A 22,470-nucleotide genomic window follows, 5' to 3' on the forward strand; every position below is an offset into this window, starting at 1 on the left:
GCCGCATGCTCGATTTTCCTGGCTACACCCTCGTGGGGGCGATTCGGTCGGCCAGCACGCACCCGCTGCTTCACGCGGTGCGTGACGCGGATGGCTTGCGTCTCAGCCTCAAGACGCCTGTGTCGCTGACTCCCGGGCCGCGCGAGTGTGCGCGTTACCGGCAGGAGTACGGCATCCTTCAACGGCTGCGCGAGGTCCGGGGGGTCATCCGGGCCCTGGGCTACGAGGAGCACGAGGAGCGTCCGGCGCTTCTGCTGGAGGAAGTCACCGGCTCGCCCCTGAGCGAGCTCCTGGACGAGCCGTTCCCGGTGGAGCGGGTGCTGGAGCTGGCCATCCGCCTGGCGTCGATCCTTGAGGGCGTCCACCGCTGCGGTGTCATCCACAAGGACCTCAAGCCCTCGAACATCCTCATCACGCCGGATGGAGATGCGTGCCTGATCGACTTCGGCATCGCGACGCTCCAGGCCGTGGAGCACGTGGACGCGGCGCCGCCCACGCTGATCGAGGGGACGCTGGCCTATATGTCCCCGGAGCAGACGGGGCGGATGAACCGCGCGGTGGATTACCGCAGCGACTTCTATTCGCTAGGCATCCTGCTCTACGAGCTGCTCACGGGCCGCCGGCCCTTCCAGGGGAAGGACGCGCTGGAGTGGTTCCACGCGCACCTGGCGCTGAGCCCGCAGCCTCCTCACGAGCACAGCCCCACCATTCCCCCGGTGCTGTCCGCCATCGTGATGAAGCTCCTGGCCAAGCTGGCCGAGGAGCGCTACCAGAGCGCCGAGGGGCTGCGGGCCGATCTCGAGCGGTGCCGCAAGGCCCTGAGCCAGGGCGTGGTGGAGGACTTTGCGCTGGGGCAGCGGGACACCCCCAGCCGCTTCCAGCTCCCCCAGCGGTTCTACGGGCGGGATGCGCAGGTGGCCGCGTTGCACCAGGCCTTTGAGCGGGTGGCTCGGGAGGAGCGCCCGGAGCTCATGCTGGTCAGCGGGTACTCGGGCATCGGCAAGTCCTCGCTGGTGTCCGAGCTGCACAAGCCGGTGGTGCGCCAGCGCGGCTTCTTCCTCACGTGCAAGTTCGATCAGTTCCAGCAGGATGTTCCCCTATCCACGATGGCGCAGGCCCTCCGCGCACTGACGCAGCAGCTGCTGGCGGGCACGGACGAGGAGCTGGCGCGCTGGCGGGAGCGGCTGCGTCAGGCGTTAGAGGGGCAGGGGCAGCTGCTCTTGGACGTGGTGCCCCAACTGGAGCTCGTCGTGGGGCGGCAGCCGCCGGCTCCGGAGCTTCCTCCGCTGGATGCGCAGAAGCGCTTCAACCGGCTGCTCCAGAAGTTCCTGGGTGTGTTCTCCACCCCCCAGCATCCACTCGTCGTCTTCCTGGACGATCTCCAGTGGGCCGATCTGGCCAGCCTGCGGCTGCTCCAGTTCATGTTCACCCACCCGGACACGCCGCCGCTGCTGGCGATCGGGGCCTACCGCGAGAACGAGGTGAGCCCTTCGCACCCGCTGGTGCAAGCGCTGACGGAGTTGCGCGAGGCGGGCGCGCTGATGAGCGACATCCACCTGGAGGCGCTGAACCTCCAGCAGGTGCAGCAGCTTGTCGCCGACACGCTGCCGGGAGCCGAGCAGGCCGTCGTCGGGCCTCTGTCTGCCTTGGTCTACGAGAAGACGGGCGGCAACCCTTTCTTCCTCATCCAGCTGATGACGACGCTGGTGCAGGACGGGCTGCTGGTGCGCACGCCCGAGGGGCGGTGGCGATGGGATGCGGACGGAGTCCGAGCCAGGGAGTACTCGGACAACGTCGTCGACTTCATGGTGAGCAAGCTGCGCCAGCTGCCGCTGCGGACGCAGCAGTTGCTGCAGCTGGCATCGTGCGCGGGCGGCAGCTTCTCGCTCCATCTGTTGGTCATCATCTCCGGGATGCCGCCGGTCGAGGTGGAGTCCGGGCTCGAGCAGGCGCTCCAGGAGGGCATGTTGGTGCGTGCCGAGCCGGAGCAGTACCGGTTCCTCCATGACCGCATCCAGCAGGCGGCCTATGCGTTGATCCCCGAGTCGGAGCGCAAGGCCGTGCACCTGCGCATCGGCCGGATGCTGCTGGCGAGCCTGTCTCCCGAAGAGGTCCGCGAGAAGCTCTTCGATGTGGTGGGGCAGCTCAACGCCGGGGCTGGGCTGATCACGGAGCCTGCGGAGCGGCTTCGCCTGGCGCGGTTGAACGCCGAGGCGGGCTGGAAGGCTTCCTCGTCGACGGCGTTCCGCTCGGCGGTCACCTTCTTCCGGACGGCCTTCGAGCTGCTACCAGGAGACCCTTGGGAGACGGACCGGGAGCTGGCCTTCAAGGTCCAACTGGACCGGGGCCGCAACGAGTTCATGAGCGGCGGCGCCACCGAGACACGGCGGCTGGTGGGCGAGCTGCAGTTGCGTGCCCGCTCGCGGGCGGAGATGGCAGCCGTCTACCGGCTGAAGAGCGACATCCACCTCGCGGCGAATGAGGGTCAGGAGGCGCTTACCAGCCTCCTGGAGTGCCTTGCGCGGTTCGGCATGCCGATGTCCGCGAGCCCCACGTGGGAGGAAGTCACGGCCGCGAACGAGGAGGTGGTGTCGCTCCTGGGAGAGCGTCCAATCGCGAGCCTCGTCGCGCTGCCGCTGATGACGGATCCGGAGATGAAGGCGGTGATGGACGTGCTGTCCGCGCTGTTCATGCCGGCCTTCATCTCCAACTTCAACCTGCTGGTCCTGCACCTGTGCCGGATGGTCTCCCTGAGCTTGCGACACGGCAACTCGGAGGCCAGCGTGAATGGGTACGCCTGGTACGGGTTGATGCAGGGGGTGGCTTTCAAGCGGTACGCGCAGGGCTATGCCTTTGGCGAGCTGGCGTCCGCGCTCGTCGAGCGTCATAGCTTCACGTCCTCGCGGGGACGGGTGCTCTACTCGCTGGAGCTCATCAACTATTGGACGCGCCCCATCTCGCGTTCGCTGGAGCTCATCCGGAGTGCGTTCCAGCACGCGCTCCAGGCCGGGGACTTCCAGGTGGCCTGCTACTGCTCGACGCACATCGTCACGGACCGGCTGGCGTTGGGGCACTCGTTGGATGAGGTGTACCAGGAGTCCGTGGTGCGGCTCGACTTCCTGCACAAGGCTGGGTACCCGGCGGTGCGGGACTCCATCCTGCACACCCAGCGCTACGTGCAGCAGCTGCGAGGGCTTTCGCGTTCGTTCGACACGCTGAGCGGAGATGACTTCGACGAGGCGGCGTTCGAGGCCGGACTGACGCCTCGGCACCACAGCACGATGCAGTGCTGGTACTGGATCCTGAAGATGCAGTCGCGCTTCATGTGCGGCGCGTACGAGCAGGCGCGGGAGGCGGGAACCAAGGCGGGCGAGCTGCTCTGGTCTTGCCCGGGGCACATCCAGCAGATGGACTTCCACCTCTTCCACGCGTTGACGCTGGCGGCGTGCTACCGGGGGGCGCAGCCGCGGGAACAGTCGCGGTACTTGGAGGTGATTCGCGAGCACGAGCAGCAGCTGGAGGAGTGGGCGAGCCATTGCTCCGAAAACTTCCGTGCTCCGGAGAGGATGGTCTCCGCGGAGCTGGCGCGGATCACGGGCCGGACGGAGGAGGCCCTGCGGACGTACGAGGAGGCGATCTTCTCGGCGCGAGCGTACGGCTTCATCCAGAACGTGGGATTGGCCAGCGAGCTGGCGGCGCGGTTCTGGTACGAGCGCCAGGCGCCGACGGTCGCCGAGGTCTACGCGCGGCAGTCGTGGGAGGCATGGGTGCAGTGGGGGGCACGGGGGAAGGCGAGGCACATGGCGGCCCAGTGGCCGCACCTGGTCTCCGTGACGGCGTTTCGGGGATCGTTGAGCGACGTGAGCTCGACGCAGCTCGAGGCGCACACGCTGGCAAAGGCGCAGCAGGCGGTGTCTGGCGAACTGAGCCTGTCGCAGTTGACGACGACAGTGGTGCGCGTGGCGCTGGAGACGACGAGCGCGCGGTGGGGAGCGCTGCTGCTCCCGCAGGGGGACTCGCTCACGGTGGCTGCGTTGTCGGGGGCGGCTCCAGTGGGCTCCGCCGATCGCACCGTGGAGGAGAACCTGCCGTGGGCGCTGCTGACCTACGTCCGGCGGACGCGGGAGCACGTGCTGCTGAGTGATACCTCCCAGCCGCACCCATTCTCGGCCGATTCGTGGCTGGGGCGCGGCCAGGCCCGGTCGGTGCTCTGCCTGCCGCTGATGCGGGGCGAAGAGTTCCACGGGCTGCTGTACCTGGAGAACGATCTCACGCCGCGAGCCTTCACGGCCGCCCATCTTTCTCTGCTGGGGCACCTGGCGGAGCAGGCGGCGATCTCGCTGGAGAACGCGAGGAGGCATGCGGAGCTGCAGCGCTCCGAGGTGGGGCTGAGGCGTGCCCATGACGAGCTCAAGCAGCGCCTGGAGGAGCGCACGTGGGAGCTGCAGAAGGCGCAGACGCGGCCTGCGGAGGCGCCTCGAGACACGGCGTCGGCGGAGATGGCGGCGAGCATGCTCCACAACGTGGGGAACGTGCTGACGAGCGCCATCGTCAATCTGCAGACGGTGCGAGAGCAGGTGGAGGCCTCACGGGTGAGCCGGGTGAAGCAGGTGGCGGCGATGATCGATGAGCATCGAGCGGACCTGGCGGACTTCCTCACCCAGGACCCGCAGGGGGGGAATCTCCCGGCCTATCTCTCCAGCCTCGCGGAGGAGCTGCTGCGAGAGCACTCGGCGTTGAAGGATGGGACGAGGGAGCTGAACAAGCAGATCGAGCACCTGCGGGCCATCATCCAGGTGCAGCAGGCATACGCGCGCAGCTCGCTGCTGCCCGAGGAGTGCGATCTCTCAAGGATCATCGAGGATGCGTTGAGCATCCAGATGCCGATGTTGCAGCGCCACGGTGTGCAGGTGACGCAGGAACTGGGCATGGTGCCCAAGGTGCGGTTGGACAAGCACCGGGTGTTGCAGATCCTCATCAACCTGATCAGCAACGCGCGCAGCGCCTTGAGCGGGCTGCCTGTGTCCCAGCGGAAACTGCACGTGCGGCTGACGGCGAATGGGAGCACGGCCCGCATCGAGGTGGTGGACACGGGCAAGGGGATCGCGCCCGAGCACCGCGAGCAGCTCTTCTCGCGAGGCTTCACGACGCGCGAGGATGGACAGGGGTTGGGGCTGCACTCGAGCGTGCAGGCGGCCAAGACGCTGGGAGGGAAGCTTACGTTGGAGAGCGAGGGATTGGGGAAGGGAGCCACGGCTATGCTGGAACTCCCACTCGCATAGCTCCGCGGCTTCGGGTCCTTCGCGGTCGAAAAGAACCGCTTCCATGGAGGTGGCTCACCAGTCTTCTGCCGAGGGCCGGATTCAGATCCCGCCGCAAAGCTGATTGGGCTCTATTGGGCGCGGATCCTGCCAGTACCAGTCACTGATAGGGAGGCTTCCCGGAGAACGTTTCAGAACGTTCGAGGGTGGTTTTCGTAGGAGTTCCAGCCGCTGTGTGGTTGCCGAAGACCCCGCGACGTCCTTGGTTCCGCATGAGCGCTATTGGCACTGTCACGTCCGCTGCCGGTGGCGCCTGCCCAGAGAGAGGGCCCAGGTGAGCAGGACCCAGGTGACGGACAGGGGAGAAGCGGTGGCACAACCCAAGCTATAATGGCTTCGCTGAACGGTGAACGAGTACTCGCCTGAGCGAAGGCTGTTGTTAGCCGCTGGGTCCGTGGCCATGACCGAGACGGAGTGGCTGGCCCACTGGAGTTCCGTGTCAAGTGTGAAACTCCAGCGCCCCTTTGTGTCCGCGGTGACGGTTTTGATCTCTGTGTCATCGAGCCACACCGTCACCTTGTTCTGGGCCTCCGCCGTCCCGGTAATGGTGGGCTTCACGGTGTAGATGGCCTCAGGCATGTCCACTACAGGCACTTCGGGCGGCGTGGTGTCGACTGTGAAGGAGATGCTGTTCGAGGGGGTGCTGGTATTTCCCGCTGTATCCGTTGCTCGGGCGCTCACCGCATGGACGGCCTCCCCGAGCTCCTCCGGCTGCAGCAAGCTCCACTCTCTCGAAGGCGTCACTGTCGTCACGCCTCTCTCGACTCCGTCCACGAACACCGTAATGGTGCTCCCCGCCTCGGCCGTGCCGCTGTAGGTCGGTGTCTTGTCGTTCGTCGCCGAGTCGCTGAGGGGAGCGGTGACCACCGGGACGGCAGGAGTGCGGGTGTCCACGGTGAAGGTGCTGGCAAACGATTCAGTGCTGGCATTGTCCCCGGTGTCTGTGGTCTGCGCCCGCACCGTATGGGGGCCATTCGCCAGCTCCTGAGGCTGCTGGAGGCTCCAGACTCCCGAGCCGTCGGCCGTCGTAGCTCCGATCCAGATGTCGTCCACGTAGACGGTGATGGTGCTGCCCACCTCCGCGGTGCCGCTGTAGGTGGGCGTGTTGTCAGAGGTGATCGAGCCATAGGCCGGAGCCACCACCAAGTTGGAGTCGCAGTACACCTCCGCGATGTCGATAAATGCACTGGAGCCCCAGCCTCCCGTGAGCAACACACAGCCCGAGGGCAGTGTCTCCGCCCGATGGTTCCGTCGGGCCGCGACCAGAGAGCCGGCGGGGCTCCAGGACTCCGTGAGCGGGTCGTACAGCTCGCTCTCACTGAATCCGGCGACCAGCACCTTGCCAGAAGGCAACAGCGTGGCTGTGTGGTCCAGGCGTGCCGAGGCCATGGTGCCCGCTAGGCTCCAAGTCTCTGTGGCCGGATCGTACAGCTCCGCAGAGGCAAGCGAGTGATCGTTCGAGCCTCCTGCCACCAGCACTTTGCCCGAGGGCAGCAGTGTCGCCGTGTGGTGGGCGCGAGCGGTGTTCATGGCTCCTGTGGTTCTCCAGGCCCCTGTGGCCGGATCGTACACCTCGGCGCTGTTGAAGTAGCCGGCCCCGAAGAAGTCGTAGCCCCCGGCCACCAGCACTTTGCCCGAGGGCAGCAGCGTCGCCGTGTGGTAGCCGCGAGCTGTGTGCAGGGGGCCCGTCTTCTTCCAGGTCCCCGTGGCCGGGTCGTACAGCTCCGCGCTGTTGAGGTAACCGCTGCCCCAACCCCCGGCGACCAGCACCTTGCCAGAGGTCAGCATCGTCGCCGTGTATTCTTCGCGAGCCGTGATCATGGAGCCCGTAGGGCTCCACGTCCCTGTGGCCGGGTCGTACAGCTCCGCGCTGTTGAAGGGGGTGTTGGTAGTGCTCGACCCTCCGCCCTCGCCTCCGGCGGCCAATACCTGGCCGGAGGGCAAGCGGGTGGCCGTGTGCCTGCGGCGGGCTGTGGACATGGAGCCCGTGGGGCTCCATGTCCCGGCGGCAGGGTCATACACCTCCGCGCTGGCGAGACTGCCTTCCACTTCGCCCCAGCCTCCGGCCACCAGCACCTTGCCAGAAGGCAACCGCGTCGCTGTGTGATACGTGCGGCCCGTAGCGAGAGTATCTGTCAAACTCCACTCCCGAAGGAGGGAGAGCGAGCTCCCCCGGGGCTCCGGGCTCTTGGGGGGAGCCTCGGGTTCTGACGGCTGGCTGCAACCCAGGCTGGTGCTCACGAGCAGCAGCAGCAGCTTCATCCAGGTTGGGGGCAGGGTGGGGACTTCCCTCCATGACGGCGTCTTCAATTCCAACCTCCTCAGAGCGTGTGAGACGCTCTGGAAGGGTGGATTGCAAGCCACACGCCAGGGAGGCTCCCCACGAGGAGGGCGGCTGCCTCGAGGAGAGGGGCGTCCATTGACGCGTCAATACGCGCAAGCTCACGCGTCAGCTCCCTTCACTTGACGCGATCTCCCGGAAACGCGGGTCAACGCTCCGCGTGACCGCTGCCAGTCTGACGAGGTAACGCCTCGAACTGACAAGGTCTTGATGCGTCGCAGGGGCATGGGCAATCTCGCTCGCCGCGATCGAAATCCCGCGCTTCCCGCAGATTGTCTCCACAAGTCGGAGCCTGACGTGCCATTGACGCGCCATTGACGCGTCAACGCAGGACCTCTCCTGCGAATGTGGGGCAGGAGGGCGAGCGGGCCGACCGGGTGGAGGGGTGGCGGCGCTCTTGCATGAAGCAGCGGAGTGGCTGCTCTCGGATGCGGGCTTCCTGGCGGAACACAAGGCGAAACACTCCGCAGTTGCGCGCTGATTGAGCGGTTCGCAGCGCGATTCAATGGCTTGCAGAACCTTGACCCACGCGCCGCCAGCTCGCAGGGCGGTGAGCGGCCCTCTCCCGAGGAAGAGGGATGTGGTGGATGGGGCTCGATGACCCTCGGAGCGTAAGCAACATGAGTCTGTTCACAGTGGGCGGCACGGTGCAGGCCGGCGGAGGTGTCTACCTCGCCAGGCGAGCCGATCCAGAGATGCTCTCGCTGTGCAGGGATGGCACGTTTGCCTTCGTGCTCACCGCGCGCCAGATGGGCAAGTCGAGCCTGATGGTGCGCACCGCTGAGCAGCTCTACGAGGAGGGCATCCGCTCGGTCATCATCGACCTGACACGCATTGGCAAGCAGGTGACGGCGGACCAGTGGTACGTGGGGCTGCTGGTCGTCATCCAGGAGCAGCTTGAGCTGAGCACGGATGCCGCCGAGTGGTGGAGCAGCCACCACGACCAGGGCCCCGTGCAGCGGATGACGCGCTTCCTGGAGGAGGTGGTGCTCGCGGAAGTCCCGGAGCGCGTGGTGGTGTTCGTGGATGAGATCGACACCACCCTGGGCATGGGCTTCACGGATGACTTCTACGCGGCCGTCCGCTACCTCTACAACGCGCGGGCGGGCAACCCGGACCTGACGCGGCTCTCCTTCGTGCTCGTGGGGGTGGCCACTCCCGGAGACCTCATCCAGGACGAGACGCGCACCCCCTTCAACCTGGGGCAACGGGTGGAACTGACGGACTTCACCCTGGAGGAAGCCGCGCCCCTGGCGCAGGGGCTGGCGGACTCGTCCGAGCAAGGGCAGCGAGTACTGGAGTGGGTGCTCGAGTGGACGAAAGGCCACCCCTACCTGACGCAGCGGCTGTGCCAGGCCCTGGTCGACGAGCACAGGGACGTGGCTGGTGGCGGCTGGACCCGGCAGCGCGTGCAGCACGTGGTGGAGCGGACCTTCTTCACGGAGAAGAGCTTCCAGGACAACAACCTGGTGTTCGTCCGCGACATGCTGACCCGGAGGGCGCCGGATCCAGAGCGCGTGCTCCGGACCTATCAGGACATCCGGCGCGGCCGGCGCGTGCCCGACGAGGAACGGTCGCTGATGAAGGCGCACCTCAAGCTCTCGGGGGTGGTACGCCGGGAGGGTGAGGCGCTTCGGGTGCGCAACACCATCTATGAGCGTGTCTTCACCGTGGCCTGGGCACGGAACCAGCTCCCGGTGGACTGGCGGGTGGTGCGGCTGGCGGCGCTGGGGCTGGTGATCGTGGGTTTCATCGTGCTCCTGCCTGCCTCGGTGCTCTTGTACCAGCAGCTCGCGGAGGCGGAGCGAGCAGCCAAGGCGGTTCGTGCGGAGGCGAACCTGGCGCAGCAGAACCGCAAGGAAGCCGAGGATGAAAAGCGCCAGGCGCAGGAGGAGGCGAGCAGCCTCCGCGAGCAAGCCCAGAAGGAGACGCTCAAGCTCCAGGATGACGCCAGCCGGGCGAAGAGCGAGGCCGAGAAGTTTCGCGTGGAGGCGCTGCGGCTACAGGCCGAGGCGAAGCTGGCGCTGGACAAGAAGGCCCTGGCCGAGCAGGAGAACGCCCGGGCCCGAGCCGAGGCCGACAAGAAGCTGCACGAGGCCGCCTCCTATGTACTCATCAGTCAGGCAGATGCCACCCTGCGCAGGGCGTCCTCGGCACTGACCACCAGCACCGCGCTCTCCACAGAGGCCGTGCGGCTCAATTCCTCCGCCGAGGCCATGGATTCGCTCATCCGCGCGCTCGTCCAACTGCGCCGTTCCAGGGTGCGGCTGGCTCACGATGACAACGTCCTGGCCACGGCCTTCAGTCCGGATGGCCGCGTGGTGGTCACCGCCAGCGAGGACAAGACGGCACGGCTGTGGGACGTCTCCACGGGTGAGCTGAAGCTGCGGCTGCCGCATGACAACGCCGTGACCGCGGTAGCCTTCAGCCCGGATGGGATGATGCTGGCCACCGGGAGTGATGATGGCACCGCGCGCCTGTGGAGCACAGACACCGGGGAGCCTCGCACCCAGCCCTTGAAGCACATCGGCTCCGTCAACTCCGTGGCCTTCAGCCCAGATGGGATGCGGCTCGTCACCGGCTGCGATGATGGCACCGCGCGCCTGTGGAACACGACCACCGGCGAGTTTCTGTCCGCGCCCATCACCCATCGGAGGCCCATCACCGCTGTGGCCTTCAGCCCGGATGGCAAGCTCCTGGCCACCGCGAGCGCGGATCGGACGGCGCGCTTGTGGGACGCGGCCACCGGCAAGCGGGTGGGCAACCCCATGCAGCACAAGGGCCGTGTCCTCTCGGTGGCCTTCAGCCCGGATGGCAAGCTCCTGGCTACCGCGAGCGAGGACAAGACCGCGCGCCTGTGGGAGACGGACACCCGGCTGCCCAGCGTTCTCCTGGCTCATGACAAGGCCGTCACCGCTGTGGCTTTTGGCCCGGATGGCAGGACCGTGGCCACCGCAAGCGCGGACCGGACGGCACGCTTGTGGGAGGTAGGCACCGGGCAGCAACTGGTTCTCCTGCCGCACGAGAGCGCCGTTAACTCCGTAGCGTTCAGCAGCGATGGCCAGGGGCTGGCCACCGCCAGCGAGGGCAGGACGGCGCAGCTTTGGGGGACGGTGCCGAGCCCCCCGCTCGTGCTCCTACCTCACGACAAGGCTGTCACGGTCGTGGCGTTCAGCCCCGACAGCCAAGTGCTGGCCACCGCCAGTGAAGGTAATGCCGCGCACCTGTGGCGTGCGGATACGGGCGAAGCGGTGGCCAATCCTCTGCAGCATGAGGCCCGCGTCCGTGCCGTGGCCTTCAGTCCAGACGGCCGAGTCGTGGCCACGGCCAGCGAGGACAAGACCGCGCGTCTGTGGAGCCTTCCCGCCGGCACGCTCCTGGCGCGCCTGCCTCATAACGACAAGGTGGTGGCGGTAACGTTCAGCCCGGATGGCTCTCAGGTTGCTACCGCCAGCGAAGACCGGACCGCGAGGCTCTGGGACGTGGCCACTGGCCGCGAACAGTGGCAGCTGCCTCATGAGCAGGCCGTCATGACCCTGGCCTTCAGCCCGGATGGGAAGACGCTGGCCACCGGCAGCGATGATGGCTCCGTGCACCTGTGGTGCGTGGCCACGGGAGAGCCCCAGGCCAGGCCCCTGCGGCACGAGGCCAGTATCCGAGCCGTCGCCTTCAGCCCGGATGGAGCAACCCTGGCCACCGCCAGTGAGGACAAGACGGCGCGCCTGTGGAGCGTGGCCACGGGCGAACCGCTGGGCCCGCCGCTGCGGCACGAACTCGTCGTCACCGCGCTGGCCTTCAGCCCGGATGGGAAGACGCTGGCGACCGCCAGCGATGACAGCACGGCGCGCTTGTGGGACGCGGCCACGGGCCGACAGAAGGTGCAACTGCCGCACGATCTCTCCGTCACCGCCGTGGCCTTCAGCTTGGACGGGACGCGCGTGGCCACGGCCAGCGAGGACGACTCGGCGCGCCTGTGGGATGCGGCCACTGGCCACCGGGTGGCGCGCCTGCCTCACGAGAGCCGGGTGCTGGACGTGGCCTTCAGCCCGGATGGCACGCATCTGGCCACGGCCAGTGCGGATGGCTCCGCGCGCGTGTGGCCCGTGCTCACCGCGGATTGGCTCCAGCTTGCCTGCGCGTTGCTGCCTCGGAACCTGAAGCCTCAGGAGTGGCCCGCGGATGTGAGCGGGGTTGCTCCCTATCGAAAGACGTGTCCCAACCTGCCCTGAGCTGCGGGACGACAAACCCACCCCTATGGCCCGTGTCTTCATCAGCTACAAGCGCGATGTCACGCCGGATCAGGACCTCGCCAACGCCCTGGTCAAGGCGCTCAAGGTCTCCCATGAGGTCTTCATCGACACCTCCATGCTCGTGGGCGAGAAGTGGGCGGAGCGCATCGATGCGGAGATCCGCCAGGCGGACTTCTTCATCTCGCTGCTGTCCCCGTTCTCCGTCAACAGTGAGATGGCGCGCACGGAGATCGAGCTGGCGCAGCGGCTCCAGGCGCAGCATGGCCACCCGGTGCTGCTCCCCGTCCGCGTTGCGTACCACGAGCGCCTGCCTCCGCCCCTGAGCGGCTATCTCAGCCCCATCAACTGGGCGCTGTGGGAGGGGCCGGAGGACACCTCGAGACTGCTCGAACAGCTCGCCAAGGCCATGAGCGGAGGATCGCTGCCGGGCTCCACGCCGAGAGCCTCGACGCCCGCGCGTGCTGCTCCCTCGCCCGAGCCATCCCCTGCGGCTCTGCGGCCGCCCTCGCCGTCCGCGCCGCTGGAGCTGGACGAGACGCTCGAGGGAGCCATGGATACGCAGTCGGCCTTCTACGTGGTGCGCGCCGCCGACACGACGGTGATGCGGGCCGTCTCGCAGAAGCAGGGAACGACGGTCACCATCAAGGGGGCTCGGCAGATGGGCAAGAGCTCGATGCTGATGCGAGGCCTGGCCGCCGCGCTTGAGGCGGGCAAGCGCGTGGCCTATCTGTCGTTCCAGGAGTTCGACACGCCCACGCTCGCCAGCGCGGATCTGTTCTTCCAGCGCTTCTGCAACGCTTTGAGCGACCAGCTCGAGGTAGAGAACCAGGTGGAGGGGTACTGGCAGAAGCCCATGGGGCTCAGCCAGCGCTGCGGGCAGTACATGAGCGGCCATGTCTTGAAGAAGCTGGATGCGCCGCTGGTGCTGGGGCTGGACGAGGTGGAGACGCTCTTCGAGACGCCGTTCGGCACGGACTTCTTCGGCATGCTGCGCAGCTGGCACAACAACCGCGCGCTGCCCACCACGCCGGTGTGGAAGAAGCTCGGCATCGTCCTGGTGACTTCGACCGAGCCCTTCCTCTTCATCAAGAACCTGACGCAGTCTCCGTTCAACGTGGGGCAGACCGTGGAACTGGGAGACTTCGTCCCGGAACAAGTGACGGAGCTCAACCAGAGGCATGGCTCGCCGCTAGCGCAGCCGCAGGAGCAGGAGCTCTTCTCGCTGCTGGGAGGACACCCGTACTTGATCCGCAAGGCGCTCTACCTGGTGGCCAGCGGGAGCCTGTCGATGGAGGGCCTGCTCGTCCAGTCGGCGGAGGATCGGGGGCCGTTTGGAGACCACCTGCGCCACCTGCTCTTCCGGCTGGGCAGCCAGCCGCAGCTCAAGGCGGGACTGCGCGAGGTGCTGCAGCGCAACGCCTGCCAGGACGAGGGCGTGTTCCTCCGGCTGCGGAGCGCCGGACTGGTGCGGCAGGAGGGAACCTCCGTGCTGCCTCGCTGCGAGCTGTACCGGCGCTATTTCCGTGAGCGGTTGAACATGAGCTGAGCCGGAGGGAGGACCCGTGACCCCCAGCCCCCTGGAGCTCACCCTTCACCTCGTCTCAGGAGAGCGCACGCGCGACGCGGACCGCTTCCGCTTCGAACCCCGGGACTACCTGCGGCTACGAGAGGAGGGCATCTCCGCGAGAGCCTCCTTTCCTTGGGACCATGCGCTGGAGGATCTGGCCAGTCTGGGAACCAGCCGGCCCAGCCCCAACGCGGCCCAGCGGCTCGGGGAGTTGCTGCGCGCCTTTCTCGGGCCCCTGGGCTGGGCCCAGGACGAGCAACGGTTGCGGCAGGCGCAGGAGTCTGGTCGGCCAGTACGGCTCACCCTGAAGCTGGAGCCCGCCGAGCTGTGCGTGCTTCCCTGGGAGCTGCTCACGCTGGAGTCCACCGGCCAGGCGCTGAGCGATCTCGATGGCTGCACGCTGTGCTACGAGCGGCCTGGGACGCAGACTCATCCCTTTGAGCGATCGCCTCCGCTGGCGGGAGGCCGCATCCTCTTCGCCTGGGCTGGAGACGTGCCCGCCGCTGCGCACCAGCGTGCGCTGACCGAAGCCTGCGCGAGCGCGGGGTATGACTTTGATCCGAGCCGGGACGTGTTGCCGCATGTAAGCCTCGCTTCGCTCGAGGAGGCGCTGCGAGTCCGCGAGGAGCCGCTCGCCGCGCTCCACCTGTTGTGCCATGGCACTCCCTCGGAGCCTGGCGCGTATGGCCTCGCCTGGAACTCTTCGCGGATGGATGGAGAGCTGGACGTGGTGGATGCCGCCTCGCTGCGCGCCGCGCTCGAGCCTCATGCTGGGCGCATTCGCATGGTGGTGCTGTGCGCCTGTCGCGGCGGAGACGCGGGGCTTCCGGGCAACCACCTGGGCAGCCCGGCTCGCGAACTCCACCGCGCGGGGCTCGCCTCGGTGGTTGCGTCCCGGCTGCCGCTCTCCAAGGCCGGCTCCTTCACGTTCACGCGCACGCTCTACGGGGAGTTGCTCGGGCATCACTCCTCTCTGGAGCAGGCGCTGGCAGAGGCCCGCAGGGCGCTGCGGCTCGAGGGGGCTCGCATGGATGGGGTCTCGCTGCAGCTCTATGCGCGCGCAGCGGAGGGGCCAGACCTGCGCCCCTTCATCTTTCCGCCATACTGTGGATTGAGGCCGTTCGAACCGGGGGACCACCGGCGCTTCTTTGGCCGCGAGGCGCTTCGGCAGACGCTGTGCCAGCGAGTGGAGGGGGCTGTGGCGGGAAGGCTCCCAGCATTCCAGGTGATGGCGGGCGCCTCGGGGAGCGGCAAGTCCTCGCTGCTGCGGGCGGGGCTGCTGCCGGCGCTGTCTCCTGAGCGCTGGGAGATCACCCGCGTGCGTGTGAACGAGGCGGAGGCGCTGGAGAGGGTGCGCTCAGCGCGCGCCACTCCCGGCAAGCACCGGCTCTTGCTGGTGGATCCCCTGGACGAGGCCTTCACCCTGTTGGGGGATGATGCGCGCGGAGAGTTGCTGGGCGTGTTGTGGGGTGTTTCGCAGGATCCGGAGCGGGGGGTGGTGGTGCTCTCCACGTTGAGGGTGGACTACCTGGGGCGATGCGCGGAGGTGCGGTTGGGGGCGGGCGGGCCCCGGCTGGACGCGGTGCTCTTCGCGAGCGAGAGCCTGCTGCTGGTGCCGGGGATGACGGCGGAAGAACTCCGTGAGGCCATCGAGCGTCCCGCGCGGCAGGAGGGGCTTCAGCTGGAGCGGGGGCTGACGGAGCGGCTCGTGCAGGATGTGGAGCGGCAGCCGGGAGGACTGCCCTTGCTGGCCCACGCGCTGGAGCGGCTGTGGCAGATGCGGGAGGGACGGTGGCTCAAGCACAGCGCCTACCAGGAGCTGGGCGGCGTGGCCGGGGCGCTGGCCCAGGAACTGGACCGGCTGTACCTCGGGCTGAGCGAGGAGGAACGGCACCAGTTGCGTCGGCTGCTGGTGGAGCTGGTGGACGTGCGGGAAGGAGCGATGCCATTCACCTGCCAGCGCGTGGCGAAGCAGCGATTGCTTCCCCTGGGTGAAGAGTCGCGCCGCGCCTTCGAGGTGGCCCTGGGGCGGCTGGTGGAGGGCCGGGTGCTGGTGCTCGGCGGAGGGGCGCAGGGGGACGAGGTCTTCATCGAGGTGGCCCACGAAGCGCTGCTGCGCCACTGGTGGCCTCTGGCTGAGTGGATCCGGGAGGATCAGGAGCGGCGGCGCAGACGGTTGGAACTGCGCACGGTGGCGCAGGCCTGGCATGGCCAACGCGCGTCCGCGTACGCGGAAGACTACCTCCTGCACGGTCGGCGTCTGGAGGATGCATTCGAGTTCCAGCAGGCCTGGCCGGACGAGCTGGACGAGCGGGTACATCAATTCATCAACGCGAGCCGGGAGCGGGCGGAGAGTCAGGCGCGGGAGGCTCGCAGGCACCAGGAGCGGCTGCAGGACTTCGCGCGGCTGATCGTGGCGGACAAGCTGCGCAAGGAGGACCCCACGGCGGCCCTGCTGGTGCTGCTGGAGGTGCGCGAGCCCGAGCAGCACCTGGCGTGGACACAGGCGGCACTGGAGGTGCTCCAGCAGCCGATCGCCTCGGCGGTGCTGCGAGGCCACCGGGGGCCGGTGGGTGTGGCGGCCTTCAGCGCGGATGGCACGCGGGTGGTGACGGCGTCACGGGATGGGACGGCACGGGTGTGGCGCTCGGACGGCACGGGACCGCCAGTAGTGCTTGAGGGGCATGGTGGGGAGGTGCTGGCAGCGGCCTTCAGTCCAGAGGGGCGGCGAGTGGTGACGGCGTCGGCGGATCGGACGGCACGGGTGTGGCGGGTGGAGGGCGAGGCAGCGCCGGAAGTGTTCGTGGGGCACATGAGCGAGGTGGTTGCAGCGGCTTTCAGTGCGGATGGCACGCGGGTGGTGACGGCGTCGCGAGATGGGACGGCGCGGGTGTGGCGCTCGGATGGCACGGGAGTGTCGGTAGTGCTGCGAGGACACGAGCAGGCCGTGGTGGCCGCATCATTCGACTCGGCGGGCGAGCGGGTGGTGACGGCGTCGCGAGATGGGACGGCGCGGGTATGGCGCGTGGATGGGCGAGGCGCGCTGGCGGTGCTGCCGCACCCGGGAGACGTGCGTGCGGCGATCTTCAGCCCGGATGGGGCGAGGGTGGCCACGGCCTCGGTGGATGGGGCAGTGCGGGTGTGGCGAGCGGACGGACAGGGAGAGCCCATCCTGCTTCAGAGCGACTCCGGCTTCGTCAACGCGGTGGCCTTCAGTCCGGATGGAGGCTTGGTGGCGAGCGCGCATGCGGATGGAACGGTGCGCTTGTGGCGAGCGGACGGGAAGGGCGGATGGATGAGGCTGGCCGGGCACACCGGGGAGATCCTCAGAGTGGCCTTCAGTGCGGATGGGCGGTGGGTGCTGACATCCTCACGGGATGGGACGGCGCGGGTGCGGCGCTCGGACGGGGCGGGCGAGCCTGTGGACCTGATGGGACACACAGATGAAGTCCTTGCCGCGAGCTTCAATTTGGACGGGGAGCGAGTGGTAACTGCCTCCAGGGATGGCACGGCGCGGGTGTGGAGGCGGCGTGGACAGCCTCAGGCGCTCACGCTGCATCGCCGGGCGGGACCGGTGCAGGCCCTGGCTTTCAGCCCTCGGGGAGAACTCCTGGCGACGGCGCACGCGGACGGCACTGCTCGGGTCTGGCCGCTGCGTGGCAGCGCGGAGATGGTGTTGCTCAAGGGGCATGGCGCGGAACTGCGGATGGTGGCCTTCAGCCCTGGGGGAGAGCGGGTGGTGACGGCCTCCGTGGATGGGACGGCGAGGGTGTGGCGTGCGGACGGGCAGGGCGATCCCGTGGTGCTCCAAGGGCACACGGGACGGGTGGTGGCGGCGGCGTTCAGTCCGGAGGGAGAGCGGGTGGTGACGGCCTCGTGGGATGGAACGGCATGGGTGCGGCGTGCGGACGGGAGCGGTGAGCCCGTGGTGCTTCAAGGCCACACGGAGTTCCTCCGGGCTGCTGTATTCAGTCCTGAAGGAGAGCGGGTGGTGACGGCCTCGGATGATGGGACGGCGCGGGTATGGCGTGCCGACGGGAGGGGTGAGCCCGTGGTGCTCCGAGGACACATGGGGCGGGTGGTGACAGCGGCATTCAGCCCTGGGGGAGAGCGGGTGGTGACGGCGTCGGATGATGGGACGGCGCGGGTGTGGCGCGCGGATGGGACCGGTGAGGCGGTGGTGCTCCGAGGACATGAACAGGCGGTGGTGAGCGCGGAGTTCAGCCCGGACGGAGCGCGGGTATTGACCGCTTCTCAGGACAAGACGGTCCGAGTGTGGTCCACCGACGGAGGAGGAGAGGCGGTGGTGCTCCGAGGACACTCGGCCCGGTTCGACTTTGGAGGAACGCGGGTGGTAACGACCGCTGGAGACGGAACGGTGCGGGTGTGGCCTGCGGACGGGAATGGCGAACCCCTAGTGCTCACCGGTAATGGGGAGCGCGTGACGGGGACTGCCATCAGTCCCGAGGGGGACATGTTGGCCATCTCCTCAAGTGATGGCAGTGCGCGGGTGTGGAAGTTGGGAATAGACGCGCTGCGCGAGCGCCTGCGCCTGATGACGAGCGCGCGCTTGGAAGTACGCCAGCGGCAGCGCTACCTGGGCGAACGCCCCGAGGAAGCCCGCAAGGCCCACGCTCGCGACGAGTAGGCGTGGAACCGCGAGGCGAACAAGGGGACTTGAGCCAACGGCTGCGGAAAGCCGAGGCCACGAGCAACAAGGCCCAGGTGGCGGGGAAAGCGGGGGCAGTGGTGCAACCCCATCCGTAATGGCTTTTCTGGATGGCAAAAGAGTACTCGGCAGGGGGTAGACTTGTGTTGCCGACTTCATCCATGGCTATGGCAGTGACAAGGTGACGTCCGAGGCTCAGTCTAGTAGTTGGTGTGAAACTCCAGGTACCATCTTCTCGGGTTGTAATGAATGCTGCCTTTGCCTCATTCCCGTCTAACCACACTGACACCCTGCTATCGGCCTCCGCTGTGCCTCCAATGATGGGTGTCTCGGTGTCGACGGAAGACCCAGGCGATGTCACTACAGGCACAGCTGGTGGCGAGGTGTCCACGGTGAAGGTGTTAGTGTTTGAGTAAGGACTAGTATTGCCCGCTGGATCGATGGCCTGAACCTTTATCGTGTGGGGGCTACCATCACTGACCAAAGTCCATTTTTCGAGCGTCCACCTCCATGTTGAATCAGAGATTGTGGTGCCCACCTCCATTTCGTCTACGAACACTTTGACGACACTTTCTGCTTCTGCTGTGCCGCTGTAGACGATCGGCTGACTAGTTTTCGAATTGTTAGCCGGTGTGGTGAGCATGGGTGCGGCAGGAGGGATTGTGTCTATCTCGAAGATGTTGGTGTTGGAGTCTGTGCTGGTATTGCCCGCGCCATCCATAGCCTGGGCTCTTAGTGTGTGAAAGCCGTCTGCGAGCGTCGGTTGCGGGAAAATCCACACCCCTGAGGCGTTGACTGGTGCAGTGCCCACCCACACGCTATCCACGATCAATGAGACAGTACTGCCTGTCTCTGCTGTGCCGCTGTAAGCCGGAGTATTGTCGTTGGTCAACGATCCGTTATCTGGTGTGATTACCTGTGGTGTCTTCGGAGGAGTGATGTCTACCGTGAAGGTATTGGTGTTGGAGTCGGCGCTGGCGTTGCTTGCCCTATCCGTGGCGCGAGCCTTCACTGTGTGCGGTCCATCGGGTAGAACCATTGGAGGCAGAAAACTCCATGCTCCCGAGATGCTGGCCAGTGCAATTCCTACCTCCTCCCCGTCCACGATTACCGTGATGGTGCTACCCTCCTCTGCTGTGCCGTTGAAATTGAGTCTGTTGATCGATGAATTGTTGGCCGGCGTAGTGAGCAGCGGTGCATCTGGGGGGGTGGTGTCCACCGTGAAGATGTTGTTGTTGGAGTCGGCACTGGTGTTTCCCGCCCCATTTGTAGCATGTCCCCTCACTGTGTGGATGCCATCTGTTAGCACTGTTCGCTGCGGGAGAATCCATGCCCCCGAGTTGTTGGCTGTGGCAATGCCTACGCCCATGCCGTCCACAATTAGCGAGACAGTACTGCCTGCCTCTGCTGTGCCGCTGTAGGTTGGAGTGTTGTCGTTGGTTGATGAGCCGTTAGCCGGTGTCGTGAGTAGCGGTGGAGAAATGGTGCCTACCGTGAAGGTGTTGGCGTTGGAACTCGTCCCAGAATTGCCTGCCACGTCCGTAGCAAAGACCCTCACTGTGTGGGAGCCATTGGTCAGCAGAGTAGTTGAAGTGAAGATCCAGTTTCCTGAGGGACTGGCTGTGGTGATCCCCACTGCGACCTCATCCAAGATCACAGTGACAGTACTGTTCGGCTCGGCCGTGCCCGTGTAAGTCGGCATATTGTCGTTGCTCGTCGAGCCGTTCGCGGGAGTCGTGACCACCGGCGCCGCAGGAGGCACCGTATCCACCATGAGGGTGTTAGTGTTCGAGTCCACGCCTATGTTGCCCGCCACATCTGTGGCCTGTGCCTTCACCATATGTGAGCCGTCCGCCAGCGGCGTGGCAGGCGTGTGGCTCCAGTTACCCGAGGCATCCGCCGTCGCAGTACCCACCGAAGTGCCATCCACGAACACCGTGACGGTGCTGTTGGCCTCCGCCGTCCCGCTGTAGGTCGGTGTGTTGTCACTGGTCGTCGAGCCATTGGCGGGAGTGACCACCACCGGCGCGGGAGGAGGCGTGGTGTCCACCGTGAACGTATTGGTGTTCGACTGCGGGCTCACGTTGCCTACGGCATCCGCCGCCGTGGCGCTGACCGAGTGCACCCCATCCGCCAGAGCCGGGGTCGGCGTGAAGCTCCAGTTGCCCGACGCGTTGGCCGTGGTCGTTCCCACCGGCGTCCCGTCCACGATCACCGTAACCGTGGTCCCAGGCTCCGCCGTACCGCTGTAGGTAGGCGTATTGTCATTGGTCCTCGAGCCGTTGGCCGGAGTGACAACCACCGGAGCAGCGGGAGGCACCGTATCCATCGTGAACGTGTTGGTGTTTGAGTCCGAACCCGTGTTGCCCGCCGGATCCGTGGCCCGCGCCTTCACGGTGTGCGGGCCATCGGCCAGCGGCGTGGTCGGCGTGAAGGTCCAGTTGCCCGAAGCATTGGCCGTAGTGGTGCCCACCACAACTCCATCCACGATCACGGTGACCGTGCTGTTCGGCTCGGCCGTGCCCGTATAGTCCGGCGTACTGTCCTTGGTCGTCGAACCATTCGCGGGAGCCGTGACCACCGGAGCCGGCGGAGGCGTGCTGTCCACCGAGAAGGTGTTCGTGCTGCTCGGGGAGCTCTGGAGGTTCTGCGCCGTGTTGATCGCGACGGCGTAGACGGTGTGGGTACCCTCCGCCAGGCTCGTGGGCTGCGTGAACGTCCAGTTGCCGGTGGAATCCGGAGTCACGCGCGTCAGCTCGACGCCATCCACATAGATGATGACCTCGGTGCCCGCCGGATAGGGCAGGGCCAGCGTGCCGGTGTACGTGGGGGTGTTGTCATTGGTGCTGGAGCCGTTCGCCGGCGTCACCACGACCGGCGCGGTCAGCGGCGAATAGCAGTCCGCGAGCAGCGTATAGGCCCCGTTCCCGCCCGACGTCGCACCGTACTGCTCTCCCCCCGCGCCCGTCTGCACGCCCGAGAACCCACCGATGACATTGGCGGTCCCCAGCGGGCAGAGCGGAGCGCCACCACACGCCTGGAACACCACCCGGCCACCGCCACCGCCGCCGCCCGGACCTGCAGTCTGGTTCGTGCTGCCACCCTGGCCTCCGAACGCATGGACCTTGGAGGGAGTGCAGCTCGCCGTCCCCGAGAAGCGCATATGGATGGTGCCACCACCGCCACCACCGCCACCGCCGTCCTGGGTGCTGTCCTGCGAGAAGAAGCCGTCGGCCAGGACGCTACCCGAACCGGTGAGGTTCTTGGCGCGGATGAAGATGATGCCTCCGCCCTGGCCACCTGCCGTAGTCGTGCTGCTCGTGATGTGAGAAGGCCCACCGCCTCCTCCCAGCGTCAGGCGGGTGGCCGCAGGGTAACTTAACGACGCGCCGCCCTGCCCTCCCACGGCCCGAGCCCCGTCCGCGCTGTTGCCTCCATCACCTCCCGATCCTCCGTTGCCACCGCCGCCGCCACCTGACTTGAAGCACACACCACCGCCCGCACCATTAGCCACCCGGCCGCGTCCTGTCTGAGTCGGCCCATAGCGGGAGACAGCAATGCCCTCTCCCTTTTGCGCGCCCTTGGGAGCAGTCTCGTCCAACGCCGAGCAGTTGTTTGCAGCCGACGTATCCTGGGCAAACTGGCCGCCGCGAAAGCCTCGGCTCGTGACGCTGATGGTGGCGTTGATGGTCACTGTGCCCGTGGCCAGGAAGGCCAAGATGCCGCCGGTGCTTCCGTCCCATGTGCGAGAGATGAGGCTCCCCGAGCCGATCGTCACGTCGGTGTACTCCGGCACCCTCACTATCTGGGTGACGTTCGCCGCGTAGGAATAGAGCAGCGGTTGAGTCATGGTCAGCGTTGTTCCCGCCAACCCAGACAACCGCGCCAGCTCGAAGCGCCCCACCTGATCACTGCTGAGATCAATGTTCGTCGGCCCCCCCGAGGCCGGCTCAGGGACGATGCCCGTGGTCTGGATGATCATCACCACGTCATTGACCGCGAAGCCGGAGGTCGTGGAGACCGTGAGGGTCGTGGCACCCGGAGCCAGCGCCACGGTCACCCGGGCATAGGCATTGATGACGGTGTTGTTCGCACTCACATTGAGTGCGCCGTTATGCCCATTGCCCACGCCGTAGATGTCCTCTCCGGCCAGGGCGGGCAGCGCGCACACGATCACCGCCAGCAGTGTGGTGTGGATGAGGTTCTTTGTCGATGCGTTCTTCATATGAGGCGTTCCGCGCCTGGTGGCGCACCCTCTCGTTATGTAGTGAAGTATTGGCTCCTGAGGTGGGCCGAATGGCCCTTCTCAGGGGGCGACGTCT

General features: G+C 66.9%; 5 protein-coding genes and 1 pseudogene. 4 read left to right on the top strand and 2 right to left on the bottom strand.

Translation table 11 applies throughout. The features are described from left to right. Nucleotides 1-5 precede the first annotated feature (5 nt). Nucleotides 6-5,282: a trifunctional serine/threonine-protein kinase/ATP-binding protein/sensor histidine kinase gene (locus KY501_RS26435; RefSeq protein WP_224366225.1), complete on the top strand. Its 5,277-nt coding sequence runs from the start codon at nucleotides 6-8 to the stop codon at nucleotides 5,280-5,282. A gap of 270 nt (nucleotides 5,283-5,552) precedes the next feature. Here the strand turns inward: KY501_RS26435 and KY501_RS26440 are convergent, their stop codons facing one another. Next, nucleotides 5,553-7,631, bottom strand: coding sequence for an Ig-like domain-containing protein (locus KY501_RS26440; protein WP_224366226.1), 2,079 nt, complete (start codon nucleotides 7,629-7,631; stop codon nucleotides 5,553-5,555). 651 nt (nucleotides 7,632-8,282) lie between these two features. On the opposite strand from KY501_RS26440, the gene KY501_RS26445 reads away from it, so the two are divergent. The 3 genes and pseudogenes from KY501_RS26445 to KY501_RS26455 all read left to right on the top strand — a co-directional run. After that, nucleotides 8,283-11,891 carry a WD40 domain-containing protein gene (locus KY501_RS26445; protein ID WP_224366227.1) on the top strand — a complete coding sequence of 1,203 codons (3,609 nt, stop codon included), beginning with the start codon at nucleotides 8,283-8,285 and terminating at the stop codon, nucleotides 11,889-11,891. 25 nt (nucleotides 11,892-11,916) lie between these two features. After that, a complete protein-coding gene (locus tag KY501_RS26450) occupies nucleotides 11,917-13,458 on the top strand; it encodes an AAA-like domain-containing protein (protein ID WP_224366228.1) in 1,542 nt (513 codons plus the stop codon). 16 nt (nucleotides 13,459-13,474) lie between these two features. Further along, a pseudogene (locus tag KY501_RS26455) lies at nucleotides 13,475-17,950 on the top strand (nSTAND1 domain-containing NTPase); the annotation flags it as partial. On the opposite strand, the gene agmC reads toward KY501_RS26455, so the two are convergent. After that, on the bottom strand, nucleotides 17,937-22,373 hold the full coding sequence (agmC, locus tag KY501_RS26460) for an adventurous gliding motility protein AgmC (protein ID WP_224366229.1): 4,437 nt from the start codon (nucleotides 22,371-22,373) through the stop codon (nucleotides 17,937-17,939). The pseudogene KY501_RS26455 and the gene agmC sit on opposite strands and share 14 nt — an antisense overlap. Nucleotides 22,374-22,470 lie beyond the last annotated feature (97 nt).

Origin of the sequence: Hyalangium versicolor (genome assembly GCF_020103695.1) — a bacterium.
In the GTDB taxonomy this organism is placed as follows: Bacteria; Myxococcota; Myxococcia; order Myxococcales; family Myxococcaceae; genus Hyalangium; species Hyalangium versicolor.

Bases quoted from the DNA above. Each gene is read 5' to 3' on its own strand.
- KY501_RS26435 (WP_224366225.1), top strand. From the start codon at position 6: ATGCTCGATTTTCCTGGCTACACCCTCGTGGGGGCGATTCGGTCGGCC.
- KY501_RS26445 (WP_224366227.1), top strand. From the start codon at position 8,283: ATGAGTCTGTTCACAGTGGGCGGCACGGTGCAGGCCGGCGGAGGTGTC.
- KY501_RS26450 (WP_224366228.1), top strand. From the start codon at position 11,917: ATGGCCCGTGTCTTCATCAGCTACAAGCGCGATGTCACGCCGGATCAG.
- agmC (WP_224366229.1), bottom strand. From the start codon at position 22,373: ATGAAGAACGCATCGACAAAGAACCTCATCCACACCACACTGCTGGCG.